The sequence below is a fragment of the Dactylosporangium sp. NPDC000521 genome (genome assembly GCF_042898305.1).
Taxonomy (GTDB): domain Bacteria; phylum Actinomycetota; class Actinomycetes; order Mycobacteriales; family Micromonosporaceae; genus Dactylosporangium.
The window spans coordinates 56,860-75,939 of record NZ_JBIAYW010000030.1; the positions used below are offsets into that span (position 1 = coordinate 56,860).

16 protein-coding genes are annotated in these 19,080 nt (G+C 73.1%); 10 read left to right on the top strand and 6 right to left on the bottom strand.

Going from position 1 to position 19,080, the window contains the following annotated elements:
* The first annotated feature begins 39 nt into the window (after positions 1 to 39).
* From ACFY3L_RS48870 to ACFY3L_RS48900, 7 genes are read left to right on the top strand one after another with little or no spacing between them, the layout of a single operon-like run.
* A complete protein-coding gene (locus ACFY3L_RS48870; RefSeq protein ID WP_389340775.1) occupies positions 40 to 1,155 on the top strand; it encodes an inositol-3-phosphate synthase in 1,116 nt (371 codons plus the stop codon).
* Entirely contained in the window at positions 1,152 to 2,024 is an 873-nt protein-coding gene (locus ACFY3L_RS48875; protein WP_389340777.1) for an SCO3242 family prenyltransferase, read from the top strand. The genes ACFY3L_RS48870 and ACFY3L_RS48875 overlap by 4 nt, the downstream gene beginning before the upstream one ends.
* Positions 2,021 to 2,881, top strand: a complete 861-nt coding sequence (locus ACFY3L_RS48880; protein WP_389340780.1) for a sugar phosphate isomerase/epimerase family protein — start codon at positions 2,021 to 2,023, stop codon at positions 2,879 to 2,881. Before ACFY3L_RS48875 ends, ACFY3L_RS48880 begins: the two co-directional genes overlap by 4 nt.
* Positions 2,878 to 3,474 (top strand): EboA domain-containing protein, encoded by a 597-nt coding sequence (locus ACFY3L_RS48885; RefSeq protein WP_389340783.1) that lies wholly within the window; start codon positions 2,878 to 2,880, stop codon positions 3,472 to 3,474. Before ACFY3L_RS48880 ends, ACFY3L_RS48885 begins: the two co-directional genes overlap by 4 nt.
* Positions 3,474 to 4,325, top strand: a complete 852-nt coding sequence (locus ACFY3L_RS48890) for a TatD family hydrolase (RefSeq protein WP_389340786.1) — start codon at positions 3,474 to 3,476, stop codon at positions 4,323 to 4,325. Before ACFY3L_RS48885 ends, ACFY3L_RS48890 begins: the two co-directional genes overlap by 1 nt.
* Complete coding sequence (eboE, locus tag ACFY3L_RS48895; RefSeq protein ID WP_389340902.1) at positions 4,325 to 5,461, top strand: metabolite traffic protein EboE; 1,137 nt, start codon at positions 4,325 to 4,327, stop codon at positions 5,459 to 5,461. The genes ACFY3L_RS48890 and eboE overlap by 1 nt, the downstream gene beginning before the upstream one ends.
* Positions 5,458 to 6,831: an alkaline phosphatase family protein gene (locus tag ACFY3L_RS48900; RefSeq protein ID WP_389340789.1), complete on the top strand. Its 1,374-nt coding sequence runs from the start codon at positions 5,458 to 5,460 to the stop codon at positions 6,829 to 6,831. The genes eboE and ACFY3L_RS48900 overlap by 4 nt, the downstream gene beginning before the upstream one ends.
* Positions 6,832 to 7,453: 622 nt before the next feature.
* On the opposite strand, the gene ACFY3L_RS48905 is transcribed toward ACFY3L_RS48900, so the two are convergent.
* The 3 genes from ACFY3L_RS48905 to ACFY3L_RS48915 form a co-directional block, all read right to left on the bottom strand.
* Positions 7,454 to 8,329 carry a diacylglycerol/lipid kinase family protein gene (locus tag ACFY3L_RS48905; RefSeq protein ID WP_389340792.1) on the bottom strand — a complete coding sequence of 292 codons (876 nt, stop codon included), beginning with the start codon at positions 8,327 to 8,329 and terminating at the stop codon, positions 7,454 to 7,456.
* A gap of 217 nt (positions 8,330 to 8,546) precedes the next feature.
* Positions 8,547 to 11,294, bottom strand: a complete 2,748-nt coding sequence (locus ACFY3L_RS48910; RefSeq protein WP_389340795.1) for an ATP-binding protein — start codon at positions 11,292 to 11,294, stop codon at positions 8,547 to 8,549.
* 650 nt (positions 11,295 to 11,944) lie between these two features.
* Positions 11,945 to 12,076 (bottom strand): hypothetical protein, encoded by a 132-nt coding sequence (locus tag ACFY3L_RS48915; protein WP_389340798.1) that lies wholly within the window; start codon positions 12,074 to 12,076, stop codon positions 11,945 to 11,947.
* Between the two features lie 176 nt (positions 12,077 to 12,252).
* Here ACFY3L_RS48915 and ACFY3L_RS48920 point away from each other — a divergent pair, with 176 nt between their 5' ends.
* Complete coding sequence (locus ACFY3L_RS48920) at positions 12,253 to 13,029, top strand: DUF72 domain-containing protein (RefSeq protein WP_389340801.1); 777 nt, start codon at positions 12,253 to 12,255, stop codon at positions 13,027 to 13,029.
* A 680-nt stretch (positions 13,030 to 13,709) separates the two neighbouring features.
* On the opposite strand, the gene ACFY3L_RS48925 is transcribed toward ACFY3L_RS48920, so the two are convergent.
* Positions 13,710 to 14,684, bottom strand: coding sequence for a Kelch repeat-containing protein (locus ACFY3L_RS48925; protein WP_389340804.1), 975 nt, complete (start codon positions 14,682 to 14,684; stop codon positions 13,710 to 13,712).
* Positions 14,685 to 14,966: 282 nt separating this feature from the next.
* On the opposite strand from ACFY3L_RS48925, the gene ACFY3L_RS48930 reads away from it, so the two are divergent.
* Positions 14,967 to 15,416 (top strand): MarR family winged helix-turn-helix transcriptional regulator, encoded by a 450-nt coding sequence (locus ACFY3L_RS48930; protein ID WP_389340807.1) that lies wholly within the window; start codon positions 14,967 to 14,969, stop codon positions 15,414 to 15,416.
* Between the two features lie 241 nt (positions 15,417 to 15,657).
* Complete coding sequence (locus ACFY3L_RS48935; protein ID WP_389340810.1) at positions 15,658 to 17,046, top strand: serine/threonine-protein kinase; 1,389 nt, start codon at positions 15,658 to 15,660, stop codon at positions 17,044 to 17,046.
* Between the two features lie 51 nt (positions 17,047 to 17,097).
* Here ACFY3L_RS48935 and ACFY3L_RS48940 read toward each other — a convergent pair whose 3' ends face one another.
* Positions 17,098 to 17,916 carry a sugar phosphate isomerase/epimerase family protein gene (locus tag ACFY3L_RS48940; RefSeq protein ID WP_389340813.1) on the bottom strand — a complete coding sequence of 273 codons (819 nt, stop codon included), beginning with the start codon at positions 17,914 to 17,916 and terminating at the stop codon, positions 17,098 to 17,100.
* The gene (locus ACFY3L_RS48945; protein ID WP_389340816.1) at positions 17,913 to 19,076 is read right to left on the bottom strand and encodes a Gfo/Idh/MocA family protein; all 1,164 of its coding nucleotides are present in this window, start codon (positions 19,074 to 19,076) and stop codon (positions 17,913 to 17,915) included. The genes ACFY3L_RS48940 and ACFY3L_RS48945 overlap by 4 nt, the downstream gene beginning before the upstream one ends.
* Positions 19,077 to 19,080 lie beyond the last annotated feature (4 nt).

Consider the following 19,080-nt stretch of genomic DNA (forward strand, 5'->3'; position numbering starts at 1 on the left):
AGATCGTCACACAATTCCAACCGCCTTTGGGAGGGCCCGGTGCAAACGGGTGTGTGGCTGGTAGGCGCGCGCGGCTCTGTCGCCGTCACCAGCATCGTCGGTGCCGCAGCAGTGCGCGCCGGGCTCACCGAGCCGATCGGTTGTGCCACCGAGCATCCCGCGCTGCGCAGCGATGCGCTGCCGGGGTTCGGCGACCTCGTCTTCGGCGGGCACGACATCGCCACCATCGGTGTGGTGAAGAAGGCCGAGGCTCTGGCCGAGGCCGGGGTCGTGCCCGCCAGACTGGTCGCGACGCTGCACCCGGAGCTGTCGGCGGTGGACGAGGAGATCCGTCCGCTGCCGCACGGCACCGCGGCAGAGGTCGCCGCCGCGGTCACCGCCGACCTGCTGGACTTCCGGCGGCGGCACAACCTCGCCCGGGTGGTCGTCGTCAACGTCGCCTCGACCGAGGCAGCCGCCACGCCGCACCCCGCGCACGACTCGCTGGACACGCTGCGCGACGCGCTGGACACGCTGCCGCCGAGCTCGCTGATGGCGTACGCCGCGTTCGAGGCCGGCTGCTCGTTCGTCGACTTCACCCCGTCGACGGGCGCCCGCCTGCCCGCACTGCACGAGCTGGCGCAGACCCGGAACGTCGTGTACGCGGGTCATGACGGCAAGACCGGCGAGACGCTCATCAAGTCGGTGCTGGCGCCGATGTTCGCGATGCGCAACCTGCGGGTGAAGTCCTGGTCCGGCACCAACCTGCTGGGCGGCGGCGACGGCGCGACCCTCGCCGAGCCCGCCGCCAACGCCGCCAAGTCCGCCAGCAAGCAGCGGGTCCTCAGCGAGACCCTCGGGTACCAGCCCGACGGCCACACCCGCATCGAGTACGTGCCGGACATCGGCGACTTCAAGACCGCGTGGGACCTCATCACGTTCGCCGGCTTCCTCGGCACGCCGATGCGGATGGAGTTCACCTGGCACGGCTGCGACTCCGCGCTCGCCGCACCGCTCGTCCTGGACCTCGCCCGGCTCACCGCGGCCGCCCACGCCGCCGGCCGGACCGGGCCGCTGACCGAGCTGGCGTTCTTCTTCAAGGACCCGCTCGGCGAGGTCGACCACGCCCTCGGCGCCCAGTTCGAGGCCCTCGCCGCGTTCGTGCGGTCGCTGTGAACACCGGCCGTCCCGACTGGCGGACCCTGGCCGAGCTGGTCCGTGCCCCCGCGGCGCTGAGCGTGCCCGGAGACGTCGTCGCCGGCGCGGCGGCCGCGGGCACCCTCGGGCCGCGCACGCCGGTGCTCGCCGGGTCGTCGGTCCTCCTGTACTGGGCGGGCATGGCGGCCAACGACTGGGCCGACCGGGACCTGGACGCCACCGAGCGGCCCGAGCGGCCGATCCCCTCGGGCCGCGTCACCCCCGGCGCCGCGTTCGGGGTCGCCGCCGGGCTGACCGCCGCCGGGGTGGGCCTCGCCGGGCTCGCCGGTGGCCGCCGCGCCCTCGCCGTCGCCGTGCCGCTCGCCGGTGCCGTCTGGGCGTACGACCTGAAGCTGAAGAACACCCCGGCCGGCCCCGCCGCGATGGCCGCCTGCCGCGCCCTCGACGTGCTGCTCGGCGCGAGCGGTGGGCGGCTGCGTTCGGCCGTGTACCCCGCGGCGACGGTCTTCGCCCACACGTACACCGTGACGGCCCTGTCCAGAGCGGAGGTCCACGGCTCCACGCCGGCGCTGCCCGCGGCCACGCTCGCCGGATCCGCCGCGGTCGCCGTCTCGGCGGCACTGCCGTCGCGCCCCGTCGGGCGGTGGTCGTGGATTCCCGCCGCGCTGTCGGGCTGGTACGCGAAACGCTACGGCGAGGCGCAGCTGAAAGCGTTGGAGAAGCCGACGGCGAGCAACATCCGCGCGTCCGTCGGCGCCGGGATCGTGAACCTGCCGACGCTGCAGGGCGCGCTCACCGCCCGGGCCGGCGCGCCCCTCGCCGGGATCGCGGTCGCGGCCGCCGCACCGCTCGGACGGCGCCTCGCGAAGTGGCTGTCACCGACATGAGCCTCCGATTCGGCTACGGGACCAACGGCTTCAGCAACCACCGGCTCGACGACGCGTTGACCGTCATCGCCGGGCTCGGCTACACGGGCGTGGCGCTGACCCTCGACCACCATCATCTGGACCCGTACGACGCCAGCCTCTGGCGGCACGTCCGCGCGCTCGGCCACCGCCTCGCCGAGCTCGGCCTCGGTGTCGTCATCGAGACCGGCGCCCGTTTCCTGCTCGACCCGTGGCACAAGCACGCGCCGACGCTGCTGGACGACGAACCCGAGGCGCGGATCGACTTCCTGAGCCGGGCCGTGCGGATCGGCTCGGACCTCGGCGCGGAGGCGGTCAGCTTCTGGGCCGGCGTCCGCCCGCCCGCGGTGCCGCCGGACCTCGCGTGGCGGCGGCTCGTCACCGGCAGCGCCGAGGTCCTCGCCGCCGCCGAGGGAGCGGAGATGATGCTCGGCTTCGAGCCCGAGCCGGGCATGCTGGTCGAGTCGATCGACGACTGGGAGCGGCTGCGGGCCGACCTCGGCGCACCCGTCCACTTCGGACTGACCCTCGACATCGGCCACTGCCGCTGCCTGGAGCCGATCCCCGCCGAGGACTGCGTGCGCCGGGTCGCCGGGTCGCTCGTCAACGTGCAGATCGACGACATGCGCCGCGGCGTGCACGAGCACCTCGAGTTCGGCACCGGCGAGGTCGACTTCCCCGCGGTGCTGCGCGCCCTCACCGAGACCGACTACGGCGGCCTCGTCGCCGTCGAGCTGCCCCGCCACAGCCACGCGGCGCCCACGGTGGCCCGCGACTCCCTCGCCTTCCTGCGCGCCGCCGAAGCGCAGTCACTGGACCGATTCCAGGAGGTGCCATGAACCTGTACGACTCCCTCACCGCCGAGCTGACGGACACGGTGTGGCTCGACACGGCGTGCGAGACCGTGGCCCGCCAGCCGTCGGCGATCGGCCGGCTGTTCCCCGCCGCGGGCCGCCGCTGCGGCCGGTGGGCCCTCGCCGGGCTGCCCGGGTGGACGGTTGACGACGCGGCGCGGGTCCTCCTGCTGACCCGGCTGCCCGCAAGCGCCTTGCAGACCGAGCTGGAGCCGCTCTACCGGTACGGTGACGCCGCCGAGAAGCGTGCGGTGCTGCGGGCGCTGCCGCTGCTGCCGGTGCAGGACGCGTTCCCGGCGATCCTGCTCGACGCGTTGCGCACCAACGACACCCGGCTCGTCGCCGCCGCGCTCGGGCCGGCCGCCGCGTGCCTGCCCGCCGCCGCGTGGCGGCAGGGCGTGCTGAAGGCGGTCTTCATGGGCCTGCCCCTCGCCGACGTCGCCGACCTCGACACCCGTGCCGACGCGGAGCTCGCCACGATGCTCGCCGGGCTCGTCGAGGAGCGGCACGCCGCCGGTCGCGCCGTCGCCGACGACGCCACCGCGCTGCTGCACCGCCTCCAGGAAAAGGTCTCGTGATGCGCATCTTCGACCCGCACATCCATATGACGTCCCGCACCACCGACGACTACGAGCGGATGGCCGCCGCCGGCGTCCGGGCGCTCGTGGAGCCCGCGTTCTGGCTCGGGCAGCCGCGCACCAGCGTCGGCTCGTTCACCGACTACTTCGACTCCCTCGTCGGGTGGGAGCCGTTCCGGGCCTCGCAGTTCGGCATCCGGCACCACTGCACGATCGCGCTCAACCCGAAGGAGGCCAACGACCCGCGCTGCCGGGACGTGCTGCAGGTGCTGCCCCGGTACCTGGAGAAGGACGGCGTCGTCGCGGTCGGTGAGATCGGCTACGACTCGATGACCCCGGAGGAGGACGAGGTGTTCGCCGCGCAGCTCGCCCTCGCCGTCGAGCACGACCTGCCGGCGATGGTGCACACCCCGCACCGCGACAAGGCCCGCGGCACCGACCGGACCATCGCCGTGGTCCGCGAGTCGGGGATCGACCCGGGCCGGGTCGTCGTCGACCACCTCAACGAGGTCACCGTCGCCCGGGTCGCCGAGAGCGGCTGCTGGATGGGGTTCTCCATCTACCCCGACACGAAGATGACGCCGTCGCGGATGGTCGCGATCCTGCAGGAGCACGGCCTGGACCGGGTCCTGGTCAACTCGGCCGCCGACTGGGGCCGCTCCGACCCGCTGCTGACGCTGCGGACCGGCGAGGCGATGCTGGCCGCCGGGTTCAGCGACGACGACGTCGACCGGGTGCTGTGGCGCAACCCGGTCGAGTTCTACGGCCAGTCGAAGCGCCTCGACGTCTCGGACCTGGCCTCCGTCGATGCCACCTTCGAGGGGAACTCGATCCTCCGCGGCGGGTCGTGATGCGGCTGCGCCACCCCGACGGCCAGGTGGTCCACCTGGCCTACGGGACCAACGTCCACCCCGCGGAGGACCTGCCGGGGATCCTGACGCAACTCGATGTCTACGCGGCGCGGGTCAGGTCGTGCCTCGACACGCCCGTGCTCGGCCTCGGGCTGTGGCTCGCCGCGCCGGTGGCCGCCGCCCTCGCCGGTGACGCCTCGCTGCGCCGGCGACTGCGCCACGAGCTGGACGTCCGCGGGCTCGAAGTGGTGACCCTGAACGGGTTCCCGTACGAGGCGTTCCAGGCGCCGGTGGTGAAGAAGGCGGTGTACCTGCCGGACTGGGCCGACCCGCGGCGGCTGCGGTACACGATGGACCTCGCCCGGGTCCTCGTCGACCTGCTGCCCGACGACGCGGAGCGCGGCTCGATCTCGACGCTGCCGCTAGGCTGGCGCGACCCGTGGGACGGCCCGCAGGTCGCCGCCGTCCACCGGGCCCTGGACCAGCTCGCCTACGGGCTGTCGTTCCTGGACCGGCCGGTCCGGGTCGCGTTCGAGCCGGAGCCGGGGTGCGTCATCGAGAACACCCTCCAGGCGACGGTGCACCTGGCCCGGATCGACCCCAGGTACCTCGGGGTCTGCCTGGACCTCGCGCACCTGGCCTGCGCGTGGGAGAACCCGGTCACCGCGGTGCAGCGGCTCGCCCGCACCGGCCTGCCGGTCGTGAAGGTGCAGGTGTCGGCGGCGCTCGCGGTCGACGACCCGTCCGTGCCCGCGCTCGCCGCCTACGTCGAGCCGCGCTTCATGCACCAGACCCGTTCCCGTGGCTGCGCGGCGTCCTTCGACGACCTCGACGAGGCCCTCGCCAGCGGCGACGGCGGGCCGTGGCGGGTGCACTACCACGTGCCGCTGCACGCCTCCCCGGAGCCGCCGCTGCAGGCGACCACCGACGTGCTGCGGGCCGGCCTCGCGGCGCTGCTCGGCGGGCCGGTCGCCGGGTGCGACCACCTCGAGGTCGAGACCTACACCTGGGGTGTGCTGCCGGAGTCCCAGCGCCCCACCGGCCCCGCACAGCTCGCCGCGGGGATGGCCGCCGAGCTCGCCTATGCCCGCGACATCCTGCACGACCTCGGTCTCAAAACGTTGGAGCCTCGATGAGCAAGCCCCTGCTGGTCCTCGACGTGGTCGGGCTGACGCCCAGGCTGCTGCCGCACATGCCGCACCTGTCCGCCGTCGGCGCCGCCGTGCCGCTGCGCCCGGTCCTGCCCGCCGTCACCTGCTCCGTGCAATCGACGTTCCTCACCGGGACGCTCCCGTCCGACCACGGTGTCGTCGCCAACGGCTGGTACTTCCGCGACCTCGGCGAGATCTTCCTGTGGCGGCAGCACAACGCGCTCGTCGGCGGCGACAAGCTGTGGCACGCGGCCCGCCGGGCCGAACCCGGCTACACGGTCGCGAACGTCTGCTGGTGGTACGCGATGGGCGCCGACGTCGACTGGACCGTCACCCCACGCCCCATCTACTACGCCGACGGCCGCAAGGAGCCGGACTGCTACACGTACCCGCCGGCGCTGCACGACGAGCTCACCGCCCGGCTGGGCGAGTTCCCGCTCTTCACCTACTGGGGTCCCGGCGCCGGCATCCCGTCCTCGGAGTGGATCGCCCGGGCGGCCGAGCAGATCATGGTCGAGAAGTCGCCGGACCTGACCCTGGTGTACCTGCCGCACCTCGACTACGACCTGCAGCGCTTCGGCCCGTCCTCCCCGGAGGCCGCCGCGGCCGCCACGGCGCTGGACAACGTGGTCGCTCCCCTGCTGGCCGCCGCTGCCGCCCGGGACGTCACCGTCGTCGTCCTTTCGGAGTACGGCATCACCGACGCGAGCCGGCCCGTCGACGTCAACCGCCTCCTGCGCGCGGAGGGTCTGCTCAACGTCTACACCCAGGACGGCATGGAGTACCTGGACCCGTGGACGTCACGGGCGTTCGCCGTCGCCGACCACCAGATCGCCCACGTCTACGTGCGCGACGAGGCGGACCTGCCGGTGGTGCAGAAGCTGTGCGCGGGCCTGCCCGGCGTCGGCGAGGTCCTGGACGCCGCCGGCAAGGCGCGGACCGGGCTCGACCACCCGCGCGCCGGCGAGCTGGTCCTGCTCGCCGAGCCCGACGCGTGGTTCACCTACTACTACTGGCTCGACGACGCCCGCCGCCCCGATTTCGCCCAGCTCGTCGAGATCCACCGCAAGCCCGGGTACGACCCGGCCGAGCTCTTCTTCGACCCCGCCGCCCCGGGCGCGGCGAAGGCCCGTGCGGGGGTCGCACTGGCTCGGAAGAAGCTGGGGATGCGCTACATGATGAGCGTCGTGGGCCTGGACGCCGGCGCCAAGGCGGTCAAGGGCTCCCACGGCCTCCTCCCCTCAACCGTGGAAGACGGCCCGGTCTGGATGTGCGGCGATCCGTCGCTGTCCCTGGACTCGGTCGACGCGACGGAGGTGAAGGGCCTGCTGCTCCGCCTGGCCGGCCTGACCTGACCTGACCTGACAGTGCCCCTGCGCCGAAGCCCCGGTTGGGTGGACGACCGCGTCGAGCGGTGCAAGCGGCTCGGTCGTCCGCCTCAACCTCCCGCGCCGGCTCACACTCCCGGCAAGTCTCCGCGGGGCCCGACGACTCGGTTCCCCAGGCTGGTGATTCCGGCCTGGGTCTTCCGCCCCTGGATCTCCCGACCACCGCCTCCCGACTCCGGCCTTCCGGCCGCTACCTTCCGGCCGCTACGTTCCGGGCACCGCCTTCCGGCCCGGCATCTGGGACTCGATCTCCGCCCACCACCGCCCGGCATCCGGGACTCCGTCTTCAGCCACCGCCGCACGGGCACCGGCCTTCCAGCCGACATCCTTCGGCCCCCGCACTTCGGCCCCCGCACTCCGGCCTCGGCCTTCCGGCCCCGGTCTTTCGGCCACCGCCTCGCGGCCCCGGTTTGACGGCCACCGCCTTCCGGTCACCGCCAGTCGGCTTCCGTCTCGCGGATGGTCGGCCTCGTTGGGCTCTCGGTTTGGTCTGAGGGGTGGTTGCGGCGGGTGCGGCCTGGGTTGGGATCAGCGGAAGGCGTCAGAAGCCACCCGGGTGGGCTTCGCCTGCCCCGAAGGGAGCCGACAGTCAGCGGACGAGGAGCCAGGCGCCTGGGGCGACCGTCCAGTGGCGGGTGCGGAAGGGGCCGGTGAGTTCGCCGTCGGCGTTGACGTGGAAGGGTTCGCCCTCGATGCGGACGTCGCGGCCGCGGAGGTGGACGACGTCGTCGCGGCCTGGGTGGCGGCCTCTGCGCAGGGCGAGGGCGTAGCCGACCCGGGCGAGCGGGCCGACCGCGAACGACACCGTGATGTCGGCGAGGCCGTCCGTGGGGTCGGCGTCAGGGGCGAGCGCGCCCGTGCCGCCGGCGATGGTCGGGGCGTTGGACAGGCCTGCCATCAGGACCCGCCGGTGGCCGCGGGACACCAGCGTGCCGTCGACGGTGACGCGCAGGCGCCAGCCTCTGGCGGTGAACCCGGCGAGGACCGCGCCGATCGGGAACGCGGCGATCTTCAGGTGCCGCTTGAGGGGGCGGGCCTTCAGCGCCGCCTCGGCGCCGGCGCCGACGTGGACCGCGTTGATGACGACGCCGTCGCCGTCGGCGACGATCAGGTCGATCGGGCCGGCGATGCCGGCGGCGGCGATCCGGGCGGCGGCGTGCAGGTCGTCGACGGGGATGCCGACGCCGCGCGCGAAGTCGTTGCCGGTGCCGAGGGGAATGAGGGCGACCTCGCAGGTGGCGGCCTCGCCGCGGCGCAGCAGGGCGCCGACCATCGTGTGCAGCGAACCGTCGCCGCCGACGACGACCAGCCGCCGGCCGCGCCGGGCGTCGAGGATCCTGTCGACGTCGTCCACGTGGCCGCAGGTCGCGGTCTCGACGTCGCCGGCTTCGCGCAGGATGTCGAGGGCGGATTCGACCGCCTCGGCCTCGGCCCGGCCGGCGAGCTCGTTCGTGACGACCAGCACCCGCCCACGATACGATGCCCGGCCGCCCACGGCACCCGACACACGACCAGCTTCACCGGCGCGGATCGACGTTGCGCGATCATCTCACCGGCAGAGAACGCGCGACGTCCATGTCGCGGAAGCCGCAGAAGGTGCGAGGGTTGGGAAGCGGCCGGGTGGATGTGCATTGCGGGACGGGCGGGCGGGAGTCGTACATCGGCGGCAAACGCGACAGGAGTCAGCTGCCGGCACGGACCCAGGCGGCGACCTGCGTGCGGGACTCCAGGTTGAGCTTGCTGAGGATGTTGGAGACGTGCACGGCCGCCGTGCGGGGGGAGATGTAGAGGCGGCGGGCGAGCTCGGCGTTGGTCAGGCCCTCCGCGAGCAGCACCGCGACCTCGCGCTCGCGGGGCGTCAGCGCCTGGTCACCGGCGACGGGGGCGGCGAGGCCCAGCCGGCCGCGCAGGGCGGAGAGCTCCGCGACGCGCCAGCCGGACCAGCGGGCCAGGAGGGGTTCGGCGATGCGGACGTGCTGGCGGGCGGCGTCGAGGTCGCCGAGGGCGAGCAGGCAGCGGGCGGCGCCGACGTGGCCGGAGCCCTTCGTGGCGGGCAGGAGCATGGACGGCTCGGCGACGGCGCGGCGGTACCCGCCGAGAGCGGCCTGATGGTCGCCGGCGGCCTCGGCGATCTGGGCGTCGGCGAGCCAGCGCCACGCGTCGTCGAAGAACGGGTCGTCGATGGCGGCGGCGACCGGGCGCAGCTCGTCGACGGCGAGGCCACCGGCGAGGCCGGCGGAGATGAGGTCGTGGGCGAAGTCGCGGCCGGTGACGCCGGTGACGCGGACGGCGTCGAGGACCGCGCGGAGCAGCTCGCGGGCCTGCTCGGTCTGGCCGCGGCGGGCCGTCAGGTGGAACTGCAGGCCGGGCACCGACGTCTGGGTCAGCATGGTGTAGGTGTCGGTGGCCTCGACCATGCCGCGGATGACGGTGTCGGCGCGGTCGAGCTCGCCGGCCTCCAGGAGCAGGCCGGCGAAGAAGACGCCGTGGTAGTCGATGCCGTTGCGGGTGCGCAGCAGGCCGCGGTCGCGGCGGCGGGCGGACTCCAGCTCGGCGAGGGCGCCGCCGAGGTTGCCCTCCTGCACGGCGAGCCGGGCACGGCCCTGGAAGTACGCGGCGACGGCCAGGGACTCGAAGCCGGCCCGCTCCGCGAAGGTGCGCATGCGCTCCAGCGCCGCGGCCCAGTCGGCCGGGCCGCCGGGCAGGAGGTTGTACAGGTTGTTGAGCGACCGCGCGGCGAGCAGCCACTCCCCCGCCTGCTCGGCTTCCTGGGCCGCCTCGTTGAGCAGCTTGATGCCGTCGTCGACCCCGGCGGCGAAGTTGACCAGCGCGGAGCCCTTCTCGACCTTGCCGGCGAGCCAGACGCCGGGGAGCCCGAGCCGCTCGCCGAGGCCGATCGCCTTGTCGGCCCACTCGATGGCGGACTCGGTGTTGTCCATCAGCATGTACGCCTGGGCGATCGCCGCGTACGCGTACGCCTTCGACGGCCCGTCGCCGAGGTGCTCGATCTCGGCCCGCAGCTCCTCGGCCCGCTGCTGCATGCTGCCGCTGCTGCCGACCTCCCAGCTGAGCCGCACGAGGAGCCGCAGCGCGTCGGCGCGCTCGTCGCCGGTGCCGGCCGCGGCGAGCCAGCGCCGGCCGAGCTCCTGCGCGTCGTCGAGGAGCCCGGCGAGCCAGGCGGCGCGGGCGCCGCACGACAGCAGCTCCACGTCGTCGGGCAGCTCGTCGAGGCCCATCTCGGCCAGCTGCAGCGCCTGGTACGGCGAGCCCATCGCCAGATACTTGGAGAGCCCGCGCCGGGCGGCCTCGACCATGTCGAGGTAGCGGCCGGCGCCGCGCGCGTGGTGCGCCACCAGCGCGTAGTCCTTGCTGCCGGTCGACAGCAGCGTCTCCAGGGCCAGCTCGTGCAGGCGGCGGCGCTGCCGGGCCAGCAGCTCGTCGGCGAGCGCCTCACGGGTCAGCGCGTGCCGGAAGCTGAACTCGTCGTCGCCGGTCTCCACCATCAGCCCGCGCCGCACCAGGTCGCGCAGGGCGTCGATGAGCTCCGGCTCGCTGTGGCTGGTCACGGCCGCGAGCAGGTCGAACGGCACCTTGCGCCCCAGCACGGCGGCGGCCTCGACGATCCGCTTCTCGGTCGGGTCGAGGTCGTCGAGCTGCCGGCGCAGGGCCTCCGCGACGTTCCACGGCAGCGGCCGGTCGCACAGCGTGTCGAGGTCCTCGTCGCCGTTGGCCTTGATCAGCTCTTCGAGGAAGAACGGGTTGCCGCCGGTGCGGTTCTGCAGCGACAGCGCGGTCCGGTACGTCGGCGGGCGCCCTGTGACGGACTTGAGGAACCGCGACGTCTCGGCGAGGTTCAGCCGCTCCAGCCGCACATTGGTCACCATGTACCGCCGTTCGAGGCGGGTCAGCAGGTCGGCGAGCGGGTGCCGGCGGGTGACCTCGTCGGGCCGGTACGTGCCGACGAGCAGCCTGGTGCCGGGCAGGTCCGCGATCCGCTCGAACAGCGCCACGCTCTCCGAGTCGGCCCAGTGCAGATCCTCGAACACCACCACCGACGGCCCCGGCGTCGTCAGCAGCCGCACGATCTCCAGCCCGGCCTGGATCCGGTCGATCATGGACCGCGACGCGTCGGTGACCGTCACAAGCAGCTCCGGGTCGAGCTTGACCGAACGGTGGCCGCTGTCGATCGCGTCGAGCAGCACCTCGAACGGCCGGCTGAGCGTGCCGGGATCGGCCTGCCCGTCGAGCACCGGCACCGTCTCGGGCAACCCCGCGATCAGCTCCTGCACCAGACGGCTCTTGCCGATGCCCGGCTCGCCTCCGAGCATGGCGATGGAAGGCTCGGACCCGTCGAGAAGCTTGCGCAACCTGCGCAGCTCGTCGTCGCGGCCGACCATCACCTGGCTCACTCCGCTACGGCTGGCCCGCACGCCACCAGCCTACCGGCGGGCAGCCTGTGCGTTGGCTGTGACGGACGCGACCTGCGCCACCAAGGCCGGTCGTCCCCGCCGCTGCGCCACGGCCGCCGGCGCAGGCCGAGCAGGCTCTCCTGGCGGTGCTGGACCTGTACGAACAGGAACACTGGGTGCATCATGACCACTCCTTGACTCGGTGATGTCCCAATCCTGGCCGCGTAAGGAGCAGTTTCCATCTGTACCTGTTACGTATCTTGAGCACCGCGGCGATACCTAGCCGCCGTCGGCGGCACGTAGTCACGTGCTGTCGTGGGCACGACCGTCGCTCCCATCAGCCAGCGGTCGGGCCTAGGCGGCTCTCCCTGCCAGGTCCGCGTGCAGTTGCGGCAACACGGCGCCGGTTGGGCGCCTTCGCGGCCCGGCCGGCGAGGCCACGACGCAACCGGTCCGGCCACCAGGCCACGGCGCGACTGGTTCCGCCACCGCGGTCACGACACGGCCGTCCGGGCCGCGCATACCGGTGGCTGGCCCACAGCGTTTCAGGACCGCCGCCGAGGGGTGGACACGCGGCAGCCCCGGACCGGTCGACGTCCGTGCCACCCGGGAGGGATCGGGTGACCGGGACGCGAGGTCCGGGGCTGCTGGGTGACGGCGGTGCGGGCCGGTCAGGCCGCCGTGCCGGAGCGGCCCGCTCTGCGGCGCAGCTTCACGCGGCTTGACCAGTGTTTGGCCTCGTCGAGCATGTGCAGCTGGCGCTGGCGGACGATCTCGGTCAGAAGGATCGGGTGGACGTTCACTGCGGGCTCCTCTGGATTGTTGTGACACCATCCTCGCGCCGTAAGGTCCGCGCGACATCGGTAACACTTACCTAATCGTTTCGGGGCGGCATACGTAGTCGGCCGGGCGACCGACGTACGTACACGTAGGCGACACTGACGCGGGCAGCCCCCGGGTTTCTGGGTAACCGGTCAGCATGATGCTCATCGGCACGTCGGGCTGGCAGTACCGCGACTGGAAGGGCCGGCTGTACCCGGCCGACCTGCCGCAACGGTGCTGGCTGGAGCACTACGCGACCGCGTTCGCCACGGTGGAGGTCAACAACGCGTTCTACCGGCTGCCCGAACGGTCGACGTTCGAGGCGTGGCGGGAGCGGACACCGGACGACTTCGTGGTCGCGGTGAAGGCCAGCCGGTACCTGACGCACGTGCGCCGGCTGCGCGACCCGGAGGAGCCGGTGGGGCGGCTCATGGACCGGGCCCGCGGCCTCGGCGGCAAGCTCGGCCCGGTGCTGCTGCAACTGCCACCGACGATGCAGCTCGACGTGGCGGCGCTGGACGAGACGCTGGCCGCGTTCCCCGCCGGGGTACGGGTGGCGGTCGAGCCGCGGCACGAGACCTGGTGGGTGGACGAGGTCCGGCAGGTCCTCGACGCCCGCGGGGCGGCGCTGTGCTGGGCGGACCGTCACAGCCGGCCGGTGACGCCACTGTGGGCGACCGGCGGCTGGGGCTACCTGCGCCTGCACGAGGGCCGCGCGACGCCGTGGCCACGGTACGGCCGGTCCGCCCTCGACACCTGGGCCGGCCGACTGGCCGACTGCTTCGACGACTCGTACGTGTACTTCAACAACGACCCAGGCGGCGCCGCCGTCGACGACGCGGTCGCGTTCGCCCGGCTGGCCAGGCGCAGAGGCCAGGACACCACCCGCGCCGGGAACCCGGCCACCGCCACCCAGACGGGACACAGACGCTGAAAGCACCACCCGAAGCAGGAACAACCGCCGGGCCCGCAGCCCACAGACCGAACGCCAGAGCCCGGCCACCGATGGCGGCGACCGAAGGCGGGACAAGGCGGGACGAAGGCCGACGGGCGGCTGCCAACAGCCGGCGTCACAGGCGGGGACCGAACGGCCGGCGTCGAATGGCCGGGGTCGAAAGGCGGTGACCGAACCGCCGGGGTCGAAAGGCGGGAGTCGCAAGCCGGAAGCCGAACGGTAGGGCAGGAAACCGCCCCGCCCACGCCGGGCAGCCCGGCCATCGCCGCCCAGACGGGACACGGACGTTGAAACAGCACCACTCCAAGCAAGGCCGAAGGACGGAGGCCGAAGGACGGAGGCCGAAGGACGGAGGCCGAAGAGCGGAGGCCGAAGAGCGGAGGCCGAAGAGCGGAGGCCATAAGAAGGAGGTCGGAAGCGGGGAGCCGGGAACAGGGTTGGGGCGGAGGGGGTCGTACGCTGTCGCGATGGCCAAGTTCCTGTGCGTGATCATGCTGCTGATCGCGTTGTTCGCGTTCCTGATCTGGCAGCGCAACCGGCTGCTGCGGCGCGGTCACCGCGACCAGGACTGACCAGCGGCCACCGCGAAGAAACCCGGCCACCGCGAAAAGGCCCGGCCACCGCGAAAGGCCCGGTCGGCGCCGGCCAGGGGGCTGGGGTCAGCAGGGGTCCAGGTCGAGGGACTCGGTGGTGGCGGCGACGAAGAGGCCCGGCTTCGGGCCGCCCGGCAGCGTGTAGAGCGTGCCGCCGACGGTCACCACCGCCAGGCCGTGCCGCGGGTTGGGCATCGGCGGCAGGGCGCGCCACCTGTCGGCGGCCGGGTCGTAGAGCTCGACCTGCGGAAACGTCGCCTTGCCCTCGCCCCCGGCGGCGATGACCCAGCCGTGGCAGGTGCCGGTCGCGGCCAGGCCGCCGCGGGCGGTCGGCAGGTCGGGGCGCTTCGTCCAGGTGCCGGTGGCCGGGTCGAACGACTCGACCGCCGCCAGGAGCTGCCCGCCGACGCGGCCGCCGACGGTGTAGAACCGGCCGCCCGCGGCCGCGCCGCCGAGGTGCTCACGCGGCGTGGGTGGTCCGGGCGCGGAGCGCCACCGGTCGGTCGCGGTGTCGTACACGAGCATCGACGCGGCCAGGACGTCCTTGCCGGGGCCGATCCCGCCGGCCACGAAGATCGACGTGCCCAGTGCGGCGCCGGCGCCGGCGCCCCGGGCCTCGGGCAGGTCCGCGACCGACTCCCAGCGTTGCGCGCCGGCGGGCAGGCGGAACGCCGCGGCGCTCGGGGTGCCGTCGGCGAGGAAGCCGCCGAACACGTAGACGGCCCCTCCGGCAGCGGCGGCCGTCGCGTGGTTGACGGCGAGCGGCAGCGGCGGGCCGGTCGTCCAGGTGCGGGCGGCGGTGTCGTAGATCTCGACGGTGCTGACGCTGCCGCCGTCGCGCTGGTACCCACCGGCGACCACGATCTTCGCGCCGGTGACGGCGGCGGCGATCTCGGTGCGCTCCGACGGCGCGTCCGGCAGGCGCCGCCACGGCGAGGCGGTCTGGTGCCGCGCCGGCTCGGCGGGCCCGTCGCACGCCGCCAGGGCGCCGCCCGCGGTCAGACCGAGCAGCGTCGTGGCGGCCATCAGCGCGACCCGCATGGTTTTAGTGTCGTCGATGGAGCCCTGGATCGGTACAGTCGGGCACTTTAGAAGTTTCAATTCATCCGATAGCCGATAAATTGTGGCGACAAAGCGGGCAAACAGCACGAAGACGGTCTACGTTTCGCGTTCATGGAATTGCTGAGGGTGATGACGGGGCAACGCAACCGCTATGTTTTCGATATTCTGGGTGCTCTATGGGGACCGGAGGGGGGCCGCCCACATGGGCATGAGAGGTGTTGTTTCGAGACATGAGCGGTTGCGTGACGACAGGTGACCGCGATGCAGGACGTCGCCGCTGACTCGACGGCGACGGAGACCGTGCTGCACCTGCACCGGGCGGCCAACGCCGTCAGGCAGCACGTCGAGCAGGTGGTGCTGCGTCCGCGGCAGCTGACGTGGACGGGGTTCGTGGTCCTGCGCACCGTGTGGGCCGCGCGCAGGATGGAGACCAGGCACGTCGCCGAGCAGGCGGGCATCTCCAAGGCGACGCTGACCGGCGTCGTCGACACACTGTCCGGCCGCGGTCTGGTGCGCCGCAGCCCTCATCCCGACGACGGCAGGCTCGTGGTGCTGCAGCTGACCCGCAAGGGCCAGCGCCTCATCCGAGAGCTGCTGCCGGAGTCGCAGAGCGCGGAGGTGTTCGCCCTGTCCTACCTGGAGCCGGCCCAGCTCGCGGTCGTCACGAATGCGCTGCGTGGAATGATCGCTCACCTGGAGCGACCACGCTGAGCTGAGGGCGGGGCGCGTCATCTGATCGGGCGTCATTCGTTGAACGCTGGGGGGTCAAAGGTGTGACCTCCGGCGCGGACGTCCGCGCAATTCTCGACTACTGTCGAGACACCATGTGTGGATGCCGCCTGGGCAAATCTGCCCGAACGGGCACGAGGGTTGCATCCAGGGTGGTCTTTCCATCTCGCGGTGGACGGATCAAACTGCATGGGACCTGTGCCCAGTGGCTGGAAGGACCCCGATGACCGAGGCTGGCACGCACGACGGCGCCGGTGAGTCCGGCACGCCGGACCTGCCGCTGCGCTCGGCCGCCCCGGCACGCCGGGCCACCATCGGCGACCTCACCGCCAACGACCCGATCCGCATCGACGACTACCGGCTGATCGGCCAGCTGGGCATCGGCGGCATGGGCACCGTTTACCTGGCGCAGTCCCCCGACGGCTCCCGCGTCGCGGTCAAGCTCGTGCACGCGCACCTCGCGCGCGACCCGAGGTTCCGGGTGCGGTTCGCCGGCGAGGTCCGGGCCGCCCAGCGGGTCCCCGGCTTCTGCACCGCCCGCGTGCTCGACTCCGGCATGCACGAGGACCGGCCGTATCTGGTCACCGAGTACCTCGAAGGCATCCCCCTGTCGCGGCTCGTCGCCGACGACGGCCCGCTCGACCCGGCGATGCTGCACAGCGTGGCGCTCGGCGTCGCGGCCGCGCTCGCCGCGATCCACAACGTCGGCCTGGTCCACCGCGACCTGAAGCCGAGCAACCTCATGGTCACGCTCGGTGGCGTCCGGATCATCGACTTCGGCATCGCCCGCGCGATGGACGCCGCGAGCGACATCACCGGCACCGGCAACATCGTCGGCAGCCTCGGCTGGGCCTCCCCCGAGCAGCTGCGCGCCGAGGAGCCCTCGGCCGCCATGGACATCTTCGGCTGGGGCTGCCTGGTCGCGTTCGCGGCGACGGGGCGTCACCCGTACGGTGGCGAGGAGGCGGCGGCCCGCGCCTGGAAGATCCTCGAGGGCGAGCCCGACCTCAACGGCATCCCCGACCCGGTGCGGGAGCTCGTCGCGGCCGCCCTCAGCCGCGACCCGCTCGACCGGCCCGACGCCCGGCAGCTGCTGCTCGGCCTCGCCGTGGACGACCTCGACGTGGCGCCACTGCCGACGCAGAAGCGCTGGCTGCGGGGCACGACACAGATGTCGCGCCGCCGGGTGACGTCGATGGCGATCGCGGTGCCGATGGCGCTGGCGCTCGTCTTCGCCGCCGCGGAGACCACGTCCGACATGATGGGCGGGAAGTCCGACTCCGGCACGCACCGCGGCAGCACCACCGGCGACGAGGTCGGCACCAACCTGTCGCCGGCGCCCAACCCGCAGGTGACCGCCGTGCAGCGGCCCAACCCGGGCACCACGGCCGGCGAAGGCAACCCGACCAACGGCCCGCAGGTGGTCCCGACCGCGTCCGGGGTCGTGACGGCCACGTCGACCGCCGTGCCCACGGCGACGATGACGCCGACGACCGACCCGACGACGCCGCCGACCACCACGCCGCCGACGACACCGCCGACCACCACGCCGCCGACCTCCGCCCCGGTCTCGGACCCGCCGACGGTCGTCGAAGGCAACCTGGGCGCCTGACATGGCTCGGGGGCGACGCCGGGAAACCGGACGCCGCCCCCGCACGGGTGGTCACAGGACGTGCGTGACGTAACCCTCGATCGACTCGGCCAGCACGTCGGCGCCGGGGCGCGACCACACGGTGTCGTGGAAGACCTCGACCTCGATCGGGCCGGTGTACCCGGTGGCGTCGACCGCCTCGCGGAACCGGCGCAGCTCGACGCAGCCGGTGCCCGGCAGGCCGCGGCCGAGCAGCACGCCCTCCGGCAGCGGCGTGATCCAGTCGGCGACCTGGAAACACGCGATGCGCGCCTCGGCGCCCGCCCTGGCCAGCTGGGTCCAGACCTGGTCGTCCCACCACAGGTGGTACGTGTCGACGGCCACCCCCACCGCCGAGGCGGGGAACGGTGACGCGAGGTCCAGGGCGTTCGACAGGGTGGACACCACACAGCGGTCCGAGGCGAACATCGGGTGCAGAGGCTCGATCGCCAGTCGTACACCTGCCGCGACCGCATACGGGACCAGCTCACCGATCGCGTCACCGACGCTCCGGCGGGCCGCGTCCAGATCGCGGCTGCCGTCGGGGAGGCCACCGCTGACGAGGACCAGCACCGGCGCGCCGAGCGTCGCGGCCTCGTCGATCGCGCGGCGGTTGTCGTCGAGCCAGCCCGGCGTGGTGAAGAACCCGCCGCGGCAGAGGGTCGTGACGCTCATGCCGGCGGCGCGGACCAGGGCGGCGGTCCGTTCGAGGCCGAACGTGTCCACCTGGTCGCGCCACAGCCCGATCTGCGTCACTCCCTGCTGTACGCACCCGGCGATCGTCTCGTCGACCGGCCAGCGCTTGGTGGTGGCCTGGTTCAGCGAGAACCGTTCGAGCTGCCGGGTGTTCACAGGTCGAGGGCCGGGATGTCGAGGCGGCGGCCCTCACGGGCGGACTGGAGGCCGAGCTCGGCGAGCTGGACGCCGCGGGCACCGGCGGCGAAGTCCCACGGGAACGCCGCGCCGTTCTCAGGGCCGTCGACGACGTGCCGCAGGAACAGCTCCCACTGCGCCTTGAAGCCGTTGTCGAACGGCTCGTTGTCCGGCACGGACTGCCACTGCGCGCGGAACGGCTCGGTGACCGGCAGGTCCGGGTTCCACACCGGCTTCGGGGTGGTGCCGCGGTGCTGGACGTGGCACTCGCGCAGCCCCGCGACGGCACTGCCGTGCGTGCCGTCGACCTGGAACTCGACCAGCTCGTCGCGGCGGACCCGGACCGCCCACGAGGAGTTGATCTGCGCGACGATGCCGCCCTCCAGCTCGAACGTGCCGTATGCCGCGTCGTCGGCGGTCGCCTCATACTCCTGGCCGAGCTCGTCCACCCGGGTCGGGATGTGGGTTGCGATGGTCGCCTGCACGGAGCGGATCGGGGCGAAGAGCTGCTCCAGCACGTACTGCCAGTGCGGGAACATGTCCACCACGATGCCTCCGCCGTCGGCGGCGCGGTAGTTCCACGACGGGCGCTGCGCGGCCTGCCAGTCGCCCTCGAAGACCCAGTAGCCGAACTCGCCGCGCACCGACAGGATCCGGCCGAAGAAGCCGCCGTCGACGAGGCGCTTCAGCTTGCGCAGGCCCGGCAGGAACAGCTTGTCCTGCACGACGCCGTGCTTGATGCCGGCGGCCCGGGCGGCGCGGCACAGCGCGACGGCGGCGTCGGTGTCCTCCGCCAGCGGCTTCTCGGTGTAGACGTGCTTGCCGGCGTCGATGGCGGCGCGGATCGCCTTCTCCCGCTGCTGGGTCACCTGCGCGTCGAAGTAGATCTGCACGTCGGGGCGGGCGAGCGCGGCGTCGAGGTCGGTCGTCCACTCGGTCAGGCCGTGCCGCTGGGCCAGTTGCTCCAGCTTGTCCGCGTTGCGGCCGACGAGGACGAGCTCCGGCCAGATGAGCGAGCCGTCGCGGGACGGCAGGCCGCCCTCTTCGCGGATCGCGAGCAGCGAGCGGACCAGATGCTGGCGGTACCCCATGCGGCCGGTGACGCCGTTGAGCACGATACCGATCGGGATGCGGGACACAGGA